This is a genomic window from Pseudohaliea rubra DSM 19751 (assembly GCF_000764025.1).
GTDB classification, from domain to species: Bacteria; Pseudomonadota; Gammaproteobacteria; order Pseudomonadales; family Halieaceae; genus Pseudohaliea; species Pseudohaliea rubra.
Genome location: NZ_KN234772.1, coordinates 1 through 16,295, shown reverse-complemented (window position 1 = coordinate 16,295; position 16,295 = coordinate 1). Strand labels below are relative to the sequence as shown.

The window sequence follows — 16,295 nt, the reverse complement described above, 5'->3', positions numbered from 1 at the left end:
ATCGTTTACTCCTCGACCCGGACCAGGTAGCTGACCTTGTTGATCATGCCACGCACAGACGGGGTATCTTCCACCGCAACGGTGTGACCAATGCGGCGCAGGCCCAGACCGTGCACGCAATCCCGGTGCGCCTTGAGGCGTCCATGGATGCTCTTGACCTGGGTCACCTTGATGGTTTCTTTAGCCATGACTCGCCGACTCACTCGTTAGTTCAGAATTTCTTCGACGCTCTTGCCGCGCTTGGCGGCCACCGCGTCCGGAGACGTCATGTCACGCAGACCGTTGAAGGTCGCGCGCACCACGTTCACCGGGTTGGTAGAGCCGTAGCACTTGGCGAGCACGTCGTGCACACCGGCCAGCTCCAGAACCGCGCGCATGGCGCCACCGGCGATCACGCCGGTACCTTCCGACGCAGGCTGCATGTAGACCTTGGAGGCGCCGTGGCGGGCCTTGACCGGGTACTGGATCGTGCCCCCGTTAAGGTCCACCTGGATCATGTTCCGGCGCGCGGCCTCCATGGCCTTCTGGATGGCAACCGGCACTTCCCGTGCCTTGCCACGGCCGAAGCCCACGCGGCCCTTGCCGTCGCCGACGACGGTCAGCGCCGTGAAGCCGAAGATACGGCCACCCTTGACCACCTTGGCCACGCGGTTGACCTGGACCAGCTTCTCCTGGAGATCGCCGTCCTGCTGCTCTGCCTGCTTATTGAATGCCATATCGCTATCCTAGAATTCCAGTCCACCTTCCCGAGCGGCGTCGGCCAGCGCCTTGACGCGGCCGTGATACCGGTATCCGCTGCGATCGAACGCAACCTTCTCGATACCGGCCTCGCGGGCACGCTCGGCGACAAGCTTGCCGACCTGGGCTGCTGCATCCACATTACCCGTGGCGCCGCTGCGCAGGCTTTCGTCCAGGGTGGACGCACTGGCCAGCACCTGATCGCCACTCGCGCTGAACACCTGGGCATAGATATGCCGCGGCGTGCGGTGCACGCTCAGGCGGTTGACGCCGGCCGTACGCATGCGCGCGCGGGAACGGCGGGCGCGACGCAGCCTTGCTTCGTTCTTGATGCTCATTGCAATACCTACTTCTTCTTGGCTTCTTTACGCCGCACGTACTCGTCGGCGTAACGAATGCCCTTGCCCTTGTAAGGCTCCGGCGGACGGAAGCTGCGAATCTTCGCGGCAACCTCGCCGACGACCTGCTTGTCGATACCCTTGACGACGATCTCCGTCTGCGTGGGCGTCTCGGCACTCACGCCTTCCGGCAGTTCGTAATCCACCGGGTGCGAAAGGCCCACCGTCAGGTTGACACTCTGGCCACTGGCCTTGGCCCGATAGCCGACGCCGTTGAGCACCAGCTTCTTTTCCCAGCCTTCGGACACGCCCTTGACCATATTGGCCAGCAGAGCACGGGTGGTGCCGGCCATGGCCTTCACCTTGTCGCCCTCGTAGGCCAGCGTCACGGCGCCGTCGTCCTGGGTGAGGCTGATGCCCTCCTGGAGCGCCAGGCTCAGCGACCCCTTGGCACCCTTGACGGTGACGTCATGGCCGTCGATCTTGACCTCGACGCCGCCGGGCACCGCCACGGGGTAGTTTGCTACTCTAGACATTGCTATCTGCTCTCAAGCTGGTCTCAAAAAACAGGGCTCAGAATACTGTGCAGAGCACTTCGCCACCGACTCCAGCCGCCCGCGCAGCGCGATCGGTCATCACGCCCCGGGAGGTAGAGACAATCGCAATGCCCAGGCCACCGCGCACGGACGGCAGACCGTCCTTGCCGCTGTAGCTGCGCAGACCCGGGCGGCTGACGCGGTCGATCTCAGCGATCACCGGCTTGCCCTGGAAGTATTTCAGGCGCAGGGCCAGGCGGGACTTGCCATCTTCCACGCGGCTCTCGGAACCCTCGATGTAGCCCTCATCCTCGAGGACCTTTGCCACGGCTGCCTTAAGCTTGGAGCCGGGCATGTCGACACTGGTCTTGCCAGCCATCTGCGCGTTGCGAATACGCGTCAGCATATCGGACAGCGGATCTTGCATACTCATGGTCGTTTCTCTCCGTTACCAGCCCGTTACCAGCTCGACTTCACCAGGCCGGGCACATCGCCCCGCATGGCGGCTTCGCGCAGTTTGTTCCGGCACAGGCCGAACTTCCGATAGACCCCATGCGGCCGACCCGTGAGCTGGCAGCGACGCTGCTTGCGCACCGGGCTTGCGTCCCGGGGTAGCTTCTGCAGCGCGATCTGTGCATCCCACTTTTCTTCGTCGGGGGCTTTCGGGTCGCGGATGATGGCCTTCAGCGATGCCCGCTTCGCAGCGTACTTTGCCGCCAGCTTCTCGCGCTTGGCCTCCCGCGCAATCATGGATTTCTTGGCCATAACTAAACCCCTTTACCCTTTCAGCGGGAAGTTGAAGGCGCGCAGGAGGGCGCGGCCCTCGTCGTCGGTGCGAGCCGTCGTGGTGATCGTGATATCCATACCGCGCAGCGTATCAACCTCGTCGTAGTTGATCTCCGGGAAGATGATCTGCTCGGTCACACCCATGGCGAAGTTACCGCGGCCATCGAAGGACTTCGGGCTGATGCCCCGGAAGTCGCGGACCCGCGGAATCGCGATGCTGATCAGGCGCTCGAGGAATTCATACATGCGCTCCCGGCGCAGGGTCACCTTGCAGCCGATGGGCCAGCCGTCGCGGATCTTGAAACCGGCGATAGACTTGCGCGCCAGGGTCACCACGGGCTTCTGCCCCGCGATCCTGGTCATGTCGCCGAGGGCATTCTCGAGGACTTTCTTGTCGCCCACGGCTTCGCCCACACCCATGTTCAGCGTGATCTTGGTGATCCGCGGCACTTCCATCACGTTTGCCAGGCCGAGCTCTTCTTTCAGCCTGGGCGCGATTTCAGCGCGGTACTTTTCTTGCAGTGTCGCCATTGTGTTAGCCATTGTTTCCTCGCTGCGTTACGCGTCGATGGCTTCGCCGGTCGACTTGAAAACGCGAATCTTGCTCTCGCCTTCCACCTTGAAGCCCACGCGATCCGCCTTGCTCGTAGCCGGATTGAAGATCGCCACGTTGGAGGCCTGGATCGGCGCCTCCTGCTCCACGATACCGCCCTGCACGCCAGCCTGGGGGTTCGGGCGCTGGTGCTTCTTGACCATGTTGATGCCGGCAACGAGGAGACGGTTCTCTCCGAGCACCTTGCGCACCTTGCCGCGCTTGCCCTTGTCCTTGCCAGCCAGGACGATCACTTCGTCGTCGCGCTTGATCTTCGCCATTTGTGTGCCTCTCTCTCCTGCGCCGCGCCTAGATAACTTCGGGCGCCAGGGAAATAATCTTCATGAACTTGTCACCGCGCAGCTCCCGGGTGACCGGGCCGAAGATACGCGTGCCGATCGGAGCGTCCTGGTTGTTCAGGAGCACCGCTGCATTGTCATCAAAGCGGATGATGGAGCCATCGGGGCGACGCACGCCTTTGCGTGTGCGCACGACCACTGCCGTCATCACCTGGCCCTTCTTGACCTTGCCACGCGGGATCGCCTCCTTCACGGTGACCTTGATCAGGTCGCCGACGCGCGCATACCGACGCTTCGACCCGCCCAGCACCTTGATGCACATGACGCGCCGGGCTCCGCTGTTGTCCGCGACGTCCAGGTAAGATTGTGTCTGAATCATTGTCTACTCCAGCCTGCGGCTTCCGCCGCACTCACTCAGTCCGCGCTCAAAGCTCCGGGGCCTGCTCCACGACCTCGACCAGCTTCCAGGTCTTGGTGCGTGACAGCGGGCGCGACTCGGCTACCGTCACCAGGTCGCCGATGCGACACTGGTTATCTTCGTCATGGGCGTGCACCTTGGACGAACGGGTCATGTACTTGCCGTAGACGGGGTGCTTCACGCGGCGCTCGATAAGCACCGTGACCGTCTTGTCCATCTTGTTGCTGACGACCTTGCCCGTCGCCGTCCGCGTGCGCTTTTCTACTGCTGCCATGTTCAGTTACCCGCCTTTTCCCGGAGCACGGTCTTCACGCGTGCGATATCGCGCTGGTTCTGCTTCAGCAGGTGCGTCTGGCCCAGCTGCCCCGTCGATTTCTGCATGCGCAGCTTGAACTGGTCCTCGCGCAGCTCGAGAAGCTGCTTACCGAGCTCCTCCGTCGACTTGTCTTTCAGTGCCTTCGCGTCCATCACATCACCGACCGCTTAACGAAAGTGGTTGAAACCGGAATCTTCGACGCGGCGAGCTGGAACGCCTCGCGCGCGAGTTCCTCGGAAACGCCCTGTACTTCGTAGAGAACGCGGCCCGGCTGGACCTGCGCTACCCAGTACTCGACGTTACCCTTACCCTTGCCCTGACGAACCTCGAGGGGCTTGCCGGTAATCGGCTTGTCCGGGAACACCCGGATCCAGATCTTGCCGCCGCGCTTGATGTGGCGCGTCATGGCACGACGCGCAGCCTCGATCTGGCGCGCGGTGATCCGGCCCCGGCCGGTCGCCTTCAGGCCGAACTCGCCGAAGCTGACCTTGCTGCCCCGGTGTGCGAGCCCGCGGTTCCGACCCTTCATGGTCTTGCGGAATTTTGTGCGTTTCGGTTGAAGCATGTCGCTGACGCCCTAGTATGTTCTCGACTCAGTTGGTTGCCGTCTTGCGCGGCGCATCGGCACCGCCTTCGGCACCAATCACCTCACCCTTGAAGATCCAGACCTTGACGCCGATAACGCCGTAGGTGGTCTTCGCCTCGTAGGTCGCGTAGTCAATGTCTGCCCGCAGCGTGTGCAGGGGCACCCGGCCCTCGCGATACCACTCGCTGCGCGCGATCTCGGCGCCGCCCAGGCGACCGCCGACCTGCACCTTGATGCCCTCGGCACCCTGGCGCATGGCGTTCTGCACGACGCGCTTCATGGCGCGGCGGAACATCACGCGGCGCTCCAGCTGCTGGGCTACGTTCTGAGCCACCAGCCGGGCGTCGAGATCCGGCTTGCGGATCTCCTCGATGTTGATATGCACGGGTACACCCATGCGCTGGGCCAGGTCGCGCCGCAGCGCGTCCACATCCTCACCTTTCTTACCGATCACGATGCCGGGACGGGCCGTGTGGATAGTGATCCGGGCCGTCTGTGCCGGGCGCTCGATAACCACGCGGCTCACCGAGGCGTTGTCGAGCTTCTTCTCGATGTACGAGCGAACCTCGAGATCCGTGATCAGGTTCTTCGCATAGTTCTTGCTGTCGGCATACCACACCGAGGTGTGATCCTTGACAATACCCAGGCGAATGCCGGTGGGATGTACTTTCTGACCCATCTGGTCGTCTCCTAACTCTCGCTGGCGCCGTCGGCGACTTTCACGGTGATGTGGCACGTGCGCTTGAAGATACGGTCCGCGCGGCCCTTGGCCCGGGCGCGGATGCGCTTCATGGTCATGCCTTCATCCACGTAGATGCTGGACACCTTCAGTTCGTCCACGTCGGCGCCCTCGTTGTTCTCTGCATTGGCAATCGCAGAGTTGAGCACCTTCCTCACAAGCTGGGCCGCCTTCTTGTTGCTGAACTCCAGCACGCTGAGGGCCTCTTCCACGGGCTTGCCACGCACCAGGTCTGCGACCAGGCGGGCCTTCTGCGCTGAAATCTGCGCACCCTTGAGCCTTGCTGCAATTTCCATTTCCAATTCCTCGCTTGGCGCGCGCGACCTAGCGCTTCGCTTTCTTGTCGACGATGTGGCCCTTGAAGGTCCGCGTCACCGCGAACTCGCCGAGCTTGTGGCCGACCATGTCCTCGTTGATGAGGATCGGAACATGCTGTCGGCCGTTGTGCACGGCGATGGTCAGGCCGACCATGTCCGGAGAAACCATGGAGCGGCGCGACCAGGTCTTGATCGGCCGACGGTCGTTGCTCTCGATGGCAACCTCCACCTTCTTCTGCAGGTGCAGGTCGATGAACGGGCCTTTCTTCAGTGAACGCGGCACAGTACTTTCCTCTCGCTGTCTCTATCGGCGGCCGATTACTTCTTGCGGCGGCGACGTACGATGAGATCGTCGGTCCGCTTGTTTTTCCGGGTCTTGTAGCCCTTCGTGGGCGTACCCCAGGGGCTCACCGGGTGGCGACCACCGGAGGTGCGGCCTTCGCCGCCACCGTGCGGGTGATCCACCGGGTTCATGGCGACACCGCGCACCGTCGGGCGTACGCCGCGCCAGCGGGCGGCACCGGCCTTGCCGAGCTTGCGCAGGCTGTGCTCGGAGTTTGATACCTCACCGATCGTCGCGCGGCAGTCCGACAGCACCCGGCGCATCTCGCCGGAGCGCAGGCGGATCGTGGCGTAGCGGCCTTCCCGGGCCGCCAGCTGCACGGAGGCGCCGGCGGAGCGGGCCAGCTGGGCGCCTTTGCCGGGCTTCAGCTCGACCGCGTGGACCACAGAGCCCACGGGAATGTTGCGCAGCGGCAGGGCGTTACCCGTCTTGATGGGCGCGCTCGGACCGCTCTGCACCACATCGCCGGCAGCCAGGCCGCGGGGCGCGATGATATAGCGGCGCTCACCGTCACCGAACAGCAGCAGGGCAATATGGGCGGAGCGGTTCGGGTCGTACTCGATCCGCTCAACGCGCGCCGGGATACCGTCCTTGTTGCGCTTGAAGTCGACGATCCGGTAGTGCTGCTTGTGGCCACCGCCGATATGCCGGGTGGTGATGCGGCCGTTGTTGTTGCGGCCACCGGAGCGCGACTGCTTCTCGAGCAGCGGCGCATAGGGCGCACCCTTGTGCAGCCCCTCGCTTTCGATGCGAACGACGTGACGGCGACCGGGCGAGGTCGGCTTGGTCTTTCTTACTGCCATCTCGAAACGACTCCTTAGTCCGCCGTCGTGAAGTCAATGTCCTGGCCGGGCTGCACGCTGACGTACGCCTTTTTCCAGGTGGGCTTGGTGCTGAAGCCGTAGCGATTGCGCTTCATCTTGCCCTTGACCTTCATGGTCGTGACGTTCTCTACCTTGACCTTGAACAACTGCTCAACGGCCTTCTTGATTTCCGGTTTGGTCGCGTCCACGGCCACCTTGAACACGTACTGGTTCGCCGCATCGGCTACGATTGCCGCCTTCTCGGATACATGCGGGCCTACCAGCACCTGAAATACGCGCTCGGGGTTCATGCCAGCATCTCCTCAAACTGCTTCACCGCATCCACGGTGACCAACACTTTTTCGTGGGCAACGAGGCTGACCGGATCGACCCCGGCGACATCGCGCACGTCTACCTTGTGCAGGTTCCGGGACGCGAGGTACAGGTTCTCGCTGACGTCGCTGGTCACGACCAGGACGTTGTCCACGCCGTATTCACCGAGCTGCTGCACGAGCAGCTTGGTCTTCGGCTGCTCGAGGTCGATGCTCTCAACCACGAGCAGGCGATCCTGGCGGGCCAGCTCCGAGAGCATCGCGCGCAGCGCGGCGCGGTACATCTTGCGGTTGACCTTGACGCTGTGATCCTGCGGCTGCGCCGCGAAGGTCACACCACCGCTGCGCCACAGGGGCGAACGGATGGTACCTGCGCGGGCGCGGCCCGTGCCTTTCTGGCGCCACGGCTTCTTGCCGCCGCCGCTGACCGCAGCGCGATTTTTCTGCGCCTTGGTACCCTGCCGCGCACCGGCGAGGTAGGACGTCACCACCTGGTGCACGAGGGACTCGTTGTACTCCCGCGCAAAGGTCGCGTCGGAGACGGAGACGGTGCCCGCCGTGGCGTTACCCGGCTTTGCTACATTCAATTCCACTGCCTGACCCCCTTACGCCCTGGCCTTGACGGCCGGCCGCACGATGACGCTGCCGCCGGGCGCACCCGGTACGGAACCCTTGATGAGCAGCAGGTTGCGCTCTGCGTCGACGCGAACGATCTCGAGACCCTGCACCGTGACGCTCTCGGCGCCCATGTGGCCCGCCATCTTCTTGCCCTTGAACACGCGGCCCGGGGTCTGGCACTGGCCAATGGAGCCCGGCGCGCGGTGCGACAGGGAGTTACCGTGCGTGGCGTCCTGGGTGCGGAAGTTCCAGCGCTTGACAGCACCCTGGAAACCCTTGCCCTTGGACCGGCCGGAAACGTCGACCATCTGGCCGACCTCGAAACGATCCACGGTCAGCTCAGCACCGACCTCGAAGGGCTCGTCGCTGTCTGCCAGACGGAATTCCCACAGGCCGCTACCGGCCTCAACACCCGCCTTGGCGAAATGTCCCGCTTCCGATTTACTCACTTTGTCGGCCCGACGGATGCCCGCTGTGACCTGAACTGCCCGGTAGCCATCGCTCTCGGACGCTTTGATTTGAGTAACGCGGTTTGGAGCAATCTCCACTACGGTTACTGGAATTGAGGCGCCGTCTTCGGTAAAGACGCGCGTCATGCCGGATTTCCGGCCGACTAAGCCAATAGTCATGTTGCCAACCTCACAGTGTACGGGGCTGTCACCCTCTATGGCCGCCCGGGCCCCTGGCTGGGGGTCGGGCGTTACACACCGCGCGCCGGCCCGAGGCCGGTCGCGCAGCAGGTCTTGCTACGAATTGTCGTTAACCAAGACTGATCTGTACTTCGACTCCTGCAGCCAGGTCCAGCTTCATCAAAGCATCCACGGTCTTTTCTGTGGGCTCGACGATGTCCAGAAGGCGCTTATGGGTACGAATCTCGTACTGGTCGCGTGCATCCTTGTTGACGTGCGGGGAAATCAGCACGGTATACTTTTCCTTGCGCGTCGGCAGGGGGATAGGTCCCCGAACCTGAGCACCGGTACGCCGGGCCGTTTCGACAATCTCCTGCGTCGAGGCATCGATCAGACGATGATCGAAGGCCTTGAGGCGGATGCGAATACGTTGGTTTTGCACGCGATCAGACTCCAAGCAATAAAAAACCGGGGGTTCGCAGAGAACCCCCCGAAAAAGGAACGCGAAGTCTAGTGATCGCCTCGGGGACTGTCAACTACAATTTCGGGTGGAACGTTGATTTCGGCGGTAGCTCGCACCGGGTACCTGCCGCCCTTGGTCCGGCCGGGACGCTCCCAGGTCGTTTTGTCGTTGCTTATCGTAGTTTGCCGGTGCTTGTCGTGGTTTGCCGGTGCGGCTACCGGAGGGTGCCCCCAGTCGCTCCACGATATTCGCTTGGTGGGGGCACCCTCCGGTAGCCGCCCCTACCTCTGTACATGCCCCTACCTCTGTACATGCGCCTACCTGTGTGCGTGCCCCTACCTCTGTACATGCGCCTACCGCCGGAGTTACCCCTTTCGCCTGGTTGGACTATGACGATAACTAACAGCTGGCACTTACGGCGCCGAAAGTACAGTAGGCGTCAGGGGTGAGTGGGGGAAACTTCTCTCACCAGGCGAATATCGTGGAGCGTCCCGGCCGGGCAGGCTGAGAGAAGTATCCCGTGCTCACCCCGGAATAGGGTAACGAGCCCGACGTCACGCCGGGCCGCCAACGGGTGGAGGCCGACTACTCCGCGCAGTTCACGCAGCGAGTGGCCTGGGGGAGGACCTTCAGGCGCTCCTTGCCGATCTGCTCGCCGCAGCTCTCACACCGTCCGTAGGTGCCCTCGGCGATACGCTCCAGGGCCGCAGCCACCTCGCGGATCGCGAGGGCCGTCTCGTGGCCGATGGCGTCGACCACTTCGTCGTTCTCCCGCTCCTGTGCCTGCTCGGCAGAGTCGCTCGGGTACTCCTTGCTCGCATCAGTCTTGATGCGGGCCAGGCGCTGCTGCAGCTCCGCCAGGCGGGTGCGCAGCGCTGCTTCGATGTCGTCGTAGGCCACTGCGCCTCCTCAGTCCTTTGCCGTCAGCATGCGATAAAGCTCGTCCTTGAGGTGCAGCCGGCGCTTCTTCGCGTCTTCCTCCGTGCGGGTCGATGCCGGCGTAACCTCATTCTCCATGTTCTCGACTTCCCGGGTGAGTCGATGGTACTCGTCAAACATCCCGCGGAAATGCTCGTCACTGGTCTTGAGTTCGTGGATACGGTCCTTGAGCTCGGGAAACTCGTGGATCAGGTCGTGGTGTTCTACGGACATGAGAATTCCTCAATCAGCTTGTCTTTATGGTTCGATCGACACAGGGCTGGCTTCCAGCATGCGGGGGTGCTCATGCCGGAGCAATGACACAGGTCATGACCTGCGCGAGAAACGAAAAAGGCCCGGCAGAGCCGGGCCTTCCGCGAAGCGTGAGCCCTGGCCGGGCTCACCCTGAGCGCTGCAGGGGACGCTTTATTCGATGCGAAGTCTCGAACGCTTTATTCGAGGCGTCGTATCGAGCGCTTTATTCGAGGATCTTCGCGACCACGCCCGCACCCACGGTGCGACCGCCTTCCCGGACCGCAAAGCGCAGCCCTTCTTCCATCGCAATCGGCGCAATCAGCGTCACCGACATCTGGATGTTGTCGCCCGGCATCACCATCTCGACGCCTTCCGGCAGCTCCACCGCACCGGTCACATCCGTGGTACGGAAGTAGAACTGCGGGCGGTAGCCCTTGAAGAACGGCGTGTGACGACCACCCTCGTCCTTCGACAGCACGTACACCTCGCCCTCGAACTTCGTGTGCGGCGTCACCGAACCCGGAATCGCCAGCACCTGACCACGCTCGACCTCTTCACGCTTCGTGCCGCGCAGCAGCACGCCCACGTTCTCACCGGCACGGCCTTCGTCCAGCAGCTTGCGGAACATCTCAACGCCCGTGCAGGTCGTCTTCTGCGTGTCCTTGATGCCGATGATCTCGATCTCGTCACCCACCTTGATGATCCCGCGCTCTACCCGGCCCGTGACCACCGTGCCGCGACCGGAGATCGAGAACACGTCTTCCACCGGCATCAGGAACGGCTGATCTACCGCACGCTCCGGCTCCGGGATGTACTCGTCCAGGGCCTCGACCAGCTTCTTCACCGCCGTCGTGCCCAGCTCGTTGTCATCGTTGCCTTCCAGCGCCATCAGCGCCGAACCACAGATGATCGGCGTGTCGTCGCCCGGGAACTCGTACTGATCGAGCAGCTCGCGGAGTTCCATCTCCACCAGCTCCTTCATCTCTTCGTATTCTTCCGTGTCCGCACCGCCGCAGTCGTCTGCCAGCAGGTCGGCCTTGTTCAGGAAGACCACAATAAAAGGAACGCCCACCTGGCGCGACAGCAGGATGTGCTCCCGCGTCTGCGGCATCGGGCCGTCCGTCGCACCGCACACCAGGATCGCGCCGTCCATCTGCGCCGCACCGGTGATCATGTTCTTCACGTAATCGGCGTGGCCGGGGCAGTCAACGTGCGCGTAGTGGCGCTTGTCAGACTCGTACTCCACGTGGGAGGTGGCGATGGTGATGCCCCGGGCCTTCTCTTCCGGCGCGTTGTCGATGCCGTCAAAGGCCACCGCCGCACCACCCCAGACTTCCGCGCAGACGCGCGTCAGCGCCGCGGTCAGCGTCGTCTTACCGTGGTCAACGTGACCGATGGTGCCCACGTTGACGTGGGGCTTGTCACGCTCAAAAGTTTCCTTTCCCATTCCAGCAGTCTCCTTTCCACGGCGGCATGCGCCACGCTCTTGCATCAATTCCGGCGGGTTGCCGGTCACGGCCCCGCAAAACAAAAAAAGAGCAGGGAATGGAGCTCATAACCGGACTTGAACCGGTGACCTCTTCCTTACCAAGGAAGTGCTCTACCGACTGAGCTATATGAGCCTTACCCTTGCCCTTCTGGAGCGGGTAGCGGGAATCGAACCCGCATCATCAGCTTGGAAGGCTGAGGTTCTACCTTTGAACTATACCCGCCCGTTAAACCGTCGCCTCGTAACCCAAGCTGCGAACCAGCCGCTGCGCTTCGTGCAAGCCACTGAGCTACGCCAAAAATCTGGTGGAGGGGGGTGGATTACCCGGGCCTGCGGCCCTCGCCCTCCGGGTCGCCGCCTGCGGCGGCGCTGCTTCGGGGCTTTCGCCCCTCGCTCGAACCCGGTTCGAGCCCACCCGTCCTACGCACTCACTGTGATCGACCGCCTTGCCAGGCCCTGGCTGATCATACTTTCCTACTGGTGGAGGGGGGTGGATTCGAACCACCGAAGCTTTCGCGTCAGATTTACAGTCTGATCCCTTTGGCCACTCGGGAACCCCTCCGGAAGGCGGCACATTGTCCAGAGGCGACCAGGGGTTGTCAACAGCTTTTGACGAACAATCAGGCCGGGCGGACCTCTGAACCGAGGCCCGCCGGGTAATGGAGCTGGCGAGAGGAATCGAACCCCCGACCGGCTGATTACAAATCAGCTGCTCTACCTACTGAGCTACGCCAGCATCGAAGGAGTGCGAGCATAGTGTAAGGGACCTGGCGATTCAATGGGCCCGGCGTGCCGGGAACTCATGCCCTCGCGACGGGGCCGGGGGTCGGCGGTATCGAATAGGTGCCCGTTACATGGGCGACGGGCTCTTCGTCGCCGTCGGAACAGAGTAAAACCTCACCGACGACCAGACGCTTGCCCACCTTGAGAAGGGAGCACTCCCCGATGATGTCTTTATCACGGGACGGCCTGCTGCACTGAATGTCTCACCCCGCCTCCGCGCAAATCCCGAACCCGATCATGATCGCGCAGCCAGCGCCAGGCCGTCGAGCACGAGGTCCTCGGCCAGCTCCAGCGGCAGGGCAACCAGCCCGCCCAACAGGCGACGAAGCTGCCTGGCAGCGCCACCGGTCAGCAGAACGCGCGGTGCCGCGCCCTGACGCTGCGCCTCCATCAGCGCCAGCTGCAGCGCCCCGGCCTGGGCCAGCGCGATGCCGTGATACACGCAGGCGGCGGTGGACTGGCCGGGCGCCAGGGAATCGCCCTCGCCGTCATCGAAGCGCACCCGGTCCGTAGCGGTCTGTAGCGCCCGGGCCATGAGCGCTGATCCGGGAATGATGTAGCCCCCCTCGTGGCGCCCGTCGGCGGCGACCAGATCGATGGTAAGGGCGGAGCCGGCGTCGACCACGCACAGGCGCTCGCGGCAGCGGGCCCGGGCGGCGACCATGGCCAGCCAGCGGTCGACGCCCATGCGCTGCGGCTCGGCGTAGCTGTTGCTAAGGTCGCCGCACTGCGGCGTAGCGCGGGCGAACCAGGGCTCCACGGCGAAACGGTCGCGGACGCGCGCGGCGAGCGCGGCGTCCGTCGCATCGCTGGCCACGCTCGCGACCTGCACGGCCGCGACGGCCACCGGCTGCTGCAGCCAGGCGTCATCGAGGGGCGCACAGGCGCCGCGGCCGAGCACAGTGCCGCCCCCGCAATCGATGAGACGCCACTTGAGCCGGCTGTTGCCGAGGTCCAGCTGGAGCACGAGGCCGATGATGCTCACGGCTGACGCCTCAGAGACACCTCGCCGCCGTGGATCGGGCGCAGGCCGGTCGCTGTCTCGAGCAGCAGGGCACCGCGCTCATCGACGCCGCGGGCGACGCCCGCCAGCCGCGTCTCCCCCGAGAGCACCTGTACCGGCGCCCCGGCGAAGGCATCCAGGGCCTCCCAGCGCGCCTGCCAGGGGGCAAAGCCCGCGCTGCCGTAGCCGGCGAGGAGCGGCAGCACCCGGCCAAGCACGGCCGCCAAAAGCCGGCTGCGCGACGGCGCTGTGCCGCCGGCAAGGGTCGCCAAGTCAGTCCAGGGCTGATCGATGGTGCTGGCGGCGGCGGGCATGCGCACATTGAGGCCCATACCCACCACCACCCGGCAGGGACCGTCGGCGTCGCCGCTCAGCTCGATGAGCACGCCACCGAGCTTGGCATCGCCGGCTAGGAGGTCGTTCGGCCACTTCAGGGCGACCCCGGCGAGGCCGAGCTCCTCCAGGGCCTCGGCGAGGGCAACCCCCACCGCGAGGCTCAGGCCTTCGAGGGCGGCGGCGCCCTGGGCGAAGGTCCAGCCCACGGAGACATAGAGATTGCGCGCGAAGGGGCTCGCCCAGCTGCGGCCCCGCCGGCCGCGCCCGGCGAGCTGGCGCTCGGCGGCGCAGATCCGGCCGCGGCCGACCGGGCCGGGTGCCTCGCGCAGGAGCGCGGCGTTGGTAGAATCCACGCTGTCGACGATGTCCAGCCCGGCGACGAGCGCGGCAGCCTCCGCGGGCAACGCCGCCTGCACGGCGGCCGCGTCGAGCAGATCGAGGCCCCCGGGGATCCGGTAGCCGCGCCCGCGCACGGATTCAAGGGTGATGCCCAGGGCCTCGAGGTGGGCGAGCTGCTTCCACACCGCGGTGCGGCTGACGCCGAGCTCCCCGGCGAGCACCTCGCCGGAGTGGAACTCGCCGTCCGCGAGCCGCCTGATCAGGTCTGCCTGCGCCATGGATTCACGCCTTGCCGTTGAGCGCGCATCGTACCGCAAGCCGACCGCAGGTGTATCCCGGCGGCCGCAAGGCCACCTGCTTTACGTTAACGTAAACGTGATCTAGACTCCGGCACATCGCCATAGAAAACGCAGGCAGGACCGTGGGCGAACGCAGCTACAGCATCTCGGCGTTGGCCCGGGAGTTCGGCATCACCACCCGGACCATCCGCTTCTACGAGGAAAAAGGCTATATCCACCCGCGCCGGGAGGGCGGCCAGCGCCGCTACACCCCGGCAGACCGGGTGCGCATCAAGCTGATCCTCCGCGGCAAGCGCATCGGCCTCAGCCTCGCCGAGAGCGTCGAGATCATCGACATGTACCAGCCCGGTGAAAACAACGCCGCGCAGCTGGCCTCGCTCATCGAACGCATCGAGGCACGCCGCGCCCAGCTCGTCCGCCAGCGCGCGGACCTCGACGCCATGCTCGCCAGCCTCGACGAGGTGGACAGCCTCTGCCGGGACGCCCTGCGGGAGCGGCAGACGCACGCCGCGCCCGGCGCGCACAGCGGCCGCAGGGAAACCGCCGGGGCCGGCACGAGCCACGGCGACGGCACCAGTCGCCAGAACACCTCCGGCAAGGACCCCGCCGAACAAAACACCACCGAAAAAGACACCACCAAGAAAGCCGCCACTGGCACAGATGGCCAACCCGAGGCCGCCGCCGCCCCCGCAAGGAGACACGCATGAACACCGGCTACCCCACCCTGAACTTCGGCCTTGGCGAAGAGATCGACATGCTGCGGCAGTCCGTCTATCAGTTCTGCCAGAAGGAAATCGCCCCGCGAGCCGCGCAGATCGACCGCGACAATGAATTCCCGGCCGACCTGTGGCCGAAGTTCGGCGAGCTCGGCCTCCTCGGCATCACCGTGGACGAGGCCTACGGCGGCAGCGGCATGGGCTACCTCGCGCACAGCGTGGTCATGGAGGAGATCAGCCGCGCGTCGGGCGCCGTGGGCCTGTCCTACGGCGCCATGTCCAACCTCTGCCTGAACCAGATCCAGAAGAACGGCAGCGAGGCACAGAAAGCGACGTACCTGCCGAAGCTCTGCACCGGCGAACACGTCGGCGCCCTGGCCATGTCCGAGCCCAACGCCGGCTCCGATGTGGTCTCCATGAAGCTCGCCGCCCGCCGCGACGGCGACCACTATGTGCTCAACGGCAACAAGATGTGGATCACCAACGGCCCGGACGCCGACGTTTACGTGATCTACGCCAAGACCGACCCGGCCGCCGGCGCCCGCGGCATCACCGCCTTTCTCGTCGAGCGCGACTTCCCGGGCTTTTCCCGCTCGCCCAAGCTCGACAAGCTCGGCATGCGCGGCTCCAACACCTGCGAGCTGGTGTTCGAGGACTGCCGCGTACCGGCGGAGAACGTCATCCGCGGCGAGGGCGAGGGCGTGAAAATCCTGATGTCCGGCCTCGACTACGAGCGCACCGTGCTCTCCGGCGGCCCCGTGGGCATCATGCAGGCCTGCATCGACGAGGTGCTGCCCTACCTGCACACCCGCGAGCAGTTCGGCCAGCCCATCGGCACCTTCCAGCTCATGCAGGGCAAGCTCGCCGACATGTACGCGGATCTCAACGCCTGCCGCGCCTACCTCTACGCGGTAGCCTCCGCCTGCGACCGCGGCGAGGAGACCCGCCAGGACTGCGCGGCCGTCATCCTCTACACCGCCGAGAAGGCCACGCAGCTCGCCCTGCAGGCCATCCAGGCCCTCGGCGGCTTCGGCTACACCAACGAGTCGAACGCCGGCCGCCTCCTGCGCGACGCCAAGCTCTACGAAATCGGCGCCGGCACCTCGGAGATCCGCCGCATGCTTATCGGCCGCGAACTGTTCAACGCCTCCGCCTGAGGAACCCGCCATGCCGACACTTACCAGCCAGGCCGACCTCACCGGCCCCGAGGCCGAGGCCAACGAAGCGGCGCTGCGCGCCCAGGTGGACGACCTGCGCACGCTGGTCGCCCGGCTCAGCGAAGGCGGCGGCGAGCGCGCCCGGGC

At 64.8% G+C, this 16,295-nt stretch carries 27 protein-coding genes, 4 tRNA genes and 1 other RNA gene; 2 read left to right on the top strand and 30 right to left on the bottom strand.

From position 1 onward, the window contains the following. Positions 1-5: 5 nt before the first annotated feature. The 30 genes from rpmD to birA all read right to left on the bottom strand — a co-directional run bounded on the left by rpmD (position 6) and on the right by birA (position 14,254). Positions 6-188, bottom strand: a complete 183-nt coding sequence (gene rpmD, locus HRUBRA_RS10550) for a 50S ribosomal protein L30 (protein WP_035516951.1) — start codon at positions 186-188, stop codon at positions 6-8. An 18-nt stretch (positions 189-206) separates the two neighbouring features. Further along, positions 207-716 carry a 30S ribosomal protein S5 gene (gene rpsE, locus HRUBRA_RS10545; RefSeq protein WP_035516949.1) on the bottom strand — a complete coding sequence of 170 codons (510 nt, stop codon included), beginning with the start codon at positions 714-716 and terminating at the stop codon, positions 207-209. A gap of 9 nt (positions 717-725) precedes the next feature. After that, positions 726-1,076 (bottom strand): 50S ribosomal protein L18, encoded by a 351-nt coding sequence (gene rplR / locus HRUBRA_RS10540; RefSeq protein WP_035516947.1) that lies wholly within the window; start codon positions 1,074-1,076, stop codon positions 726-728. A gap of 8 nt (positions 1,077-1,084) precedes the next feature. Beyond that, positions 1,085-1,612: a 50S ribosomal protein L6 gene (rplF, locus tag HRUBRA_RS10535; protein ID WP_035516945.1), complete on the bottom strand. Its 528-nt coding sequence runs from the start codon at positions 1,610-1,612 to the stop codon at positions 1,085-1,087. A gap of 37 nt (positions 1,613-1,649) precedes the next feature. Then, the gene (gene rpsH, locus HRUBRA_RS10530) at positions 1,650-2,045 is read right to left on the bottom strand and encodes a 30S ribosomal protein S8 (RefSeq protein WP_035516942.1); all 396 of its coding nucleotides are present in this window, start codon (positions 2,043-2,045) and stop codon (positions 1,650-1,652) included. A gap of 26 nt (positions 2,046-2,071) precedes the next feature. Then, complete coding sequence (rpsN, locus tag HRUBRA_RS10525; RefSeq protein ID WP_035516940.1) at positions 2,072-2,377, bottom strand: 30S ribosomal protein S14; 306 nt, start codon at positions 2,375-2,377, stop codon at positions 2,072-2,074. 12 nt (positions 2,378-2,389) lie between these two features. Then, positions 2,390-2,929, bottom strand: a complete 540-nt coding sequence (rplE, locus tag HRUBRA_RS10520; protein WP_035516938.1) for a 50S ribosomal protein L5 — start codon at positions 2,927-2,929, stop codon at positions 2,390-2,392. A gap of 27 nt (positions 2,930-2,956) precedes the next feature. Further along, a complete protein-coding gene (gene rplX, locus HRUBRA_RS10515) occupies positions 2,957-3,271 on the bottom strand; it encodes a 50S ribosomal protein L24 (protein ID WP_035516936.1) in 315 nt (104 codons plus the stop codon). A gap of 28 nt (positions 3,272-3,299) precedes the next feature. Beyond that, positions 3,300-3,668: a 50S ribosomal protein L14 gene (gene rplN / locus HRUBRA_RS10510; RefSeq protein WP_035516934.1), complete on the bottom strand. Its 369-nt coding sequence runs from the start codon at positions 3,666-3,668 to the stop codon at positions 3,300-3,302. 46 nt (positions 3,669-3,714) lie between these two features. Further along, positions 3,715-3,981: a 30S ribosomal protein S17 gene (gene rpsQ, locus HRUBRA_RS10505; RefSeq protein ID WP_035516933.1), complete on the bottom strand. Its 267-nt coding sequence runs from the start codon at positions 3,979-3,981 to the stop codon at positions 3,715-3,717. Between the two features lie 2 nt (positions 3,982-3,983). Continuing rightward, positions 3,984-4,175: a 50S ribosomal protein L29 gene (gene rpmC, locus HRUBRA_RS10500; RefSeq protein WP_035516931.1), complete on the bottom strand. Its 192-nt coding sequence runs from the start codon at positions 4,173-4,175 to the stop codon at positions 3,984-3,986. Further along, complete coding sequence (gene rplP / locus HRUBRA_RS10495; protein ID WP_035516929.1) at positions 4,175-4,588, bottom strand: 50S ribosomal protein L16; 414 nt, start codon at positions 4,586-4,588, stop codon at positions 4,175-4,177. Before rplP ends, rpmC begins: the two co-directional genes overlap by 1 nt. Before the next feature lie 28 nt (positions 4,589-4,616). Then, on the bottom strand, positions 4,617-5,288 hold the full coding sequence (gene rpsC, locus HRUBRA_RS10490; RefSeq protein WP_035516928.1) for a 30S ribosomal protein S3: 672 nt from the start codon (positions 5,286-5,288) through the stop codon (positions 4,617-4,619). 11 nt (positions 5,289-5,299) lie between these two features. After that, on the bottom strand, positions 5,300-5,644 hold the full coding sequence (gene rplV / locus HRUBRA_RS10485) for a 50S ribosomal protein L22 (RefSeq protein ID WP_035516926.1): 345 nt from the start codon (positions 5,642-5,644) through the stop codon (positions 5,300-5,302). A gap of 28 nt (positions 5,645-5,672) precedes the next feature. Then, complete coding sequence (gene rpsS / locus HRUBRA_RS10480) at positions 5,673-5,948, bottom strand: 30S ribosomal protein S19 (RefSeq protein WP_035516924.1); 276 nt, start codon at positions 5,946-5,948, stop codon at positions 5,673-5,675. A 35-nt stretch (positions 5,949-5,983) separates the two neighbouring features. After that, entirely contained in the window at positions 5,984-6,811 is an 828-nt protein-coding gene (gene rplB / locus HRUBRA_RS10475; protein WP_035516923.1) for a 50S ribosomal protein L2, read from the bottom strand. 14 nt (positions 6,812-6,825) lie between these two features. Beyond that, positions 6,826-7,122: a 50S ribosomal protein L23 gene (gene rplW, locus HRUBRA_RS10470; protein WP_035516921.1), complete on the bottom strand. Its 297-nt coding sequence runs from the start codon at positions 7,120-7,122 to the stop codon at positions 6,826-6,828. Further along, positions 7,119-7,736, bottom strand: coding sequence for a 50S ribosomal protein L4 (gene rplD / locus HRUBRA_RS10465; RefSeq protein WP_035516920.1), 618 nt, complete (start codon positions 7,734-7,736; stop codon positions 7,119-7,121). The genes rplW and rplD overlap by 4 nt, the downstream gene beginning before the upstream one ends. A gap of 12 nt (positions 7,737-7,748) precedes the next feature. After that, positions 7,749-8,390, bottom strand: coding sequence for a 50S ribosomal protein L3 (gene rplC, locus HRUBRA_RS10460; RefSeq protein ID WP_035516919.1), 642 nt, complete (start codon positions 8,388-8,390; stop codon positions 7,749-7,751). Positions 8,391-8,520: 130 nt separating this feature from the next. Next, positions 8,521-8,832, bottom strand: a complete 312-nt coding sequence (rpsJ, locus tag HRUBRA_RS10455) for a 30S ribosomal protein S10 (protein WP_035516917.1) — start codon at positions 8,830-8,832, stop codon at positions 8,521-8,523. A 606-nt stretch (positions 8,833-9,438) separates the two neighbouring features. Next, the gene (locus HRUBRA_RS10450) at positions 9,439-9,753 is read right to left on the bottom strand and encodes a TraR/DksA family transcriptional regulator (RefSeq protein WP_052094696.1); all 315 of its coding nucleotides are present in this window, start codon (positions 9,751-9,753) and stop codon (positions 9,439-9,441) included. A gap of 9 nt (positions 9,754-9,762) precedes the next feature. Further along, entirely contained in the window at positions 9,763-10,005 is a 243-nt protein-coding gene (locus tag HRUBRA_RS10445) for a YdcH family protein (RefSeq protein WP_035516915.1), read from the bottom strand. 244 nt (positions 10,006-10,249) lie between these two features. Continuing rightward, positions 10,250-11,473 carry an elongation factor Tu gene (gene tuf / locus HRUBRA_RS10440; protein WP_035516914.1) on the bottom strand — a complete coding sequence of 408 codons (1,224 nt, stop codon included), beginning with the start codon at positions 11,471-11,473 and terminating at the stop codon, positions 10,250-10,252. Between the two features lie 99 nt (positions 11,474-11,572). Then, positions 11,573-11,648 (bottom strand) — tRNA-Thr (locus tag HRUBRA_RS10435). Between the two features lie 16 nt (positions 11,649-11,664). After that, positions 11,665-11,738: transfer RNA gene (locus HRUBRA_RS10430), tRNA-Gly, on the bottom strand. A gap of 80 nt (positions 11,739-11,818) precedes the next feature. Continuing rightward, positions 11,819-11,946: non-coding RNA, RtT sRNA (locus HRUBRA_RS15000), on the bottom strand. 47 nt (positions 11,947-11,993) lie between these two features. Further along, a tRNA-Tyr gene (locus HRUBRA_RS10425) sits at positions 11,994-12,077 on the bottom strand. A 98-nt stretch (positions 12,078-12,175) separates the two neighbouring features. Beyond that, positions 12,176-12,251: transfer RNA gene (locus HRUBRA_RS10420), tRNA-Thr, on the bottom strand. A gap of 282 nt (positions 12,252-12,533) precedes the next feature. Continuing rightward, a complete protein-coding gene (locus tag HRUBRA_RS10415) occupies positions 12,534-13,283 on the bottom strand; it encodes a type III pantothenate kinase (protein WP_052094694.1) in 750 nt (249 codons plus the stop codon). Next, entirely contained in the window at positions 13,280-14,254 is a 975-nt protein-coding gene (gene birA, locus HRUBRA_RS10410; protein WP_035516912.1) for a bifunctional biotin--[acetyl-CoA-carboxylase] ligase/biotin operon repressor BirA, read from the bottom strand. Before birA ends, HRUBRA_RS10415 begins: the two co-directional genes overlap by 4 nt. 143 nt (positions 14,255-14,397) lie before the next feature. Between birA and HRUBRA_RS15740 the strand changes: the two genes are divergently transcribed. Beyond that, on the top strand, positions 14,398-14,982 hold the full coding sequence (locus HRUBRA_RS15740; protein WP_084592595.1) for a MerR family transcriptional regulator: 585 nt from the start codon (positions 14,398-14,400) through the stop codon (positions 14,980-14,982). Continuing rightward, positions 14,979-16,148, top strand: a complete 1,170-nt coding sequence (locus HRUBRA_RS10400; RefSeq protein ID WP_035516911.1) for an isovaleryl-CoA dehydrogenase — start codon at positions 14,979-14,981, stop codon at positions 16,146-16,148. The genes HRUBRA_RS15740 and HRUBRA_RS10400 overlap by 4 nt, the downstream gene beginning before the upstream one ends. Positions 16,149-16,295: the final 147 nt, after the last annotated feature.

Coding starts and splice junctions, on each gene's coding strand:
- rpmD (WP_035516951.1), bottom strand. CDS start 188: ATGGCTAAAGAAACCATCAAGGTGACCCAGGTCAAGAGCATCCATGGA.
- rpsE (WP_035516949.1), bottom strand. CDS start 716: ATGGCATTCAATAAGCAGGCAGAGCAGCAGGACGGCGATCTCCAGGAG.
- rplR (WP_035516947.1), bottom strand. CDS start 1,076: ATGAGCATCAAGAACGAAGCAAGGCTGCGTCGCGCCCGCCGTTCCCGC.
- rplF (WP_035516945.1), bottom strand. CDS start 1,612: ATGTCTAGAGTAGCAAACTACCCCGTGGCGGTGCCCGGCGGCGTCGAG.
- rpsH (WP_035516942.1), bottom strand. CDS start 2,045: ATGAGTATGCAAGATCCGCTGTCCGATATGCTGACGCGTATTCGCAAC.
- rpsN (WP_035516940.1), bottom strand. CDS start 2,377: ATGGCCAAGAAATCCATGATTGCGCGGGAGGCCAAGCGCGAGAAGCTG.
- rplE (WP_035516938.1), bottom strand. CDS start 2,929: ATGGCGACACTGCAAGAAAAGTACCGCGCTGAAATCGCGCCCAGGCTG.
- rplX (WP_035516936.1), bottom strand. CDS start 3,271: ATGGCGAAGATCAAGCGCGACGACGAAGTGATCGTCCTGGCTGGCAAG.
- rplN (WP_035516934.1), bottom strand. CDS start 3,668: ATGATTCAGACACAATCTTACCTGGACGTCGCGGACAACAGCGGAGCC.
- rpsQ (WP_035516933.1), bottom strand. CDS start 3,981: ATGGCAGCAGTAGAAAAGCGCACGCGGACGGCGACGGGCAAGGTCGTC.
- rpmC (WP_035516931.1), bottom strand. CDS start 4,175: ATGGACGCGAAGGCACTGAAAGACAAGTCGACGGAGGAGCTCGGTAAG.
- rplP (WP_035516929.1), bottom strand. CDS start 4,588: ATGCTTCAACCGAAACGCACAAAATTCCGCAAGACCATGAAGGGTCGG.
- rpsC (WP_035516928.1), bottom strand. CDS start 5,288: ATGGGTCAGAAAGTACATCCCACCGGCATTCGCCTGGGTATTGTCAAG.
- rplV (WP_035516926.1), bottom strand. CDS start 5,644: ATGGAAATTGCAGCAAGGCTCAAGGGTGCGCAGATTTCAGCGCAGAAG.
- rplB (WP_035516923.1), bottom strand. CDS start 6,811: ATGGCAGTAAGAAAGACCAAGCCGACCTCGCCCGGTCGCCGTCACGTC.
- rplW (WP_035516921.1), bottom strand. CDS start 7,122: ATGAACCCCGAGCGCGTATTTCAGGTGCTGGTAGGCCCGCATGTATCC.
- rplC (WP_035516919.1), bottom strand. CDS start 8,390: ATGACTATTGGCTTAGTCGGCCGGAAATCCGGCATGACGCGCGTCTTT.
- HRUBRA_RS10445 (WP_035516915.1), bottom strand. CDS start 10,005: ATGTCCGTAGAACACCACGACCTGATCCACGAGTTTCCCGAGCTCAAG.
- tuf (WP_035516914.1), bottom strand. CDS start 11,473: ATGGGAAAGGAAACTTTTGAGCGTGACAAGCCCCACGTCAACGTGGGC.
- birA (WP_035516912.1), bottom strand. CDS start 14,254: ATGGCGCAGGCAGACCTGATCAGGCGGCTCGCGGACGGCGAGTTCCAC.
- HRUBRA_RS10400 (WP_035516911.1), top strand. CDS start 14,979: ATGAACACCGGCTACCCCACCCTGAACTTCGGCCTTGGCGAAGAGATC.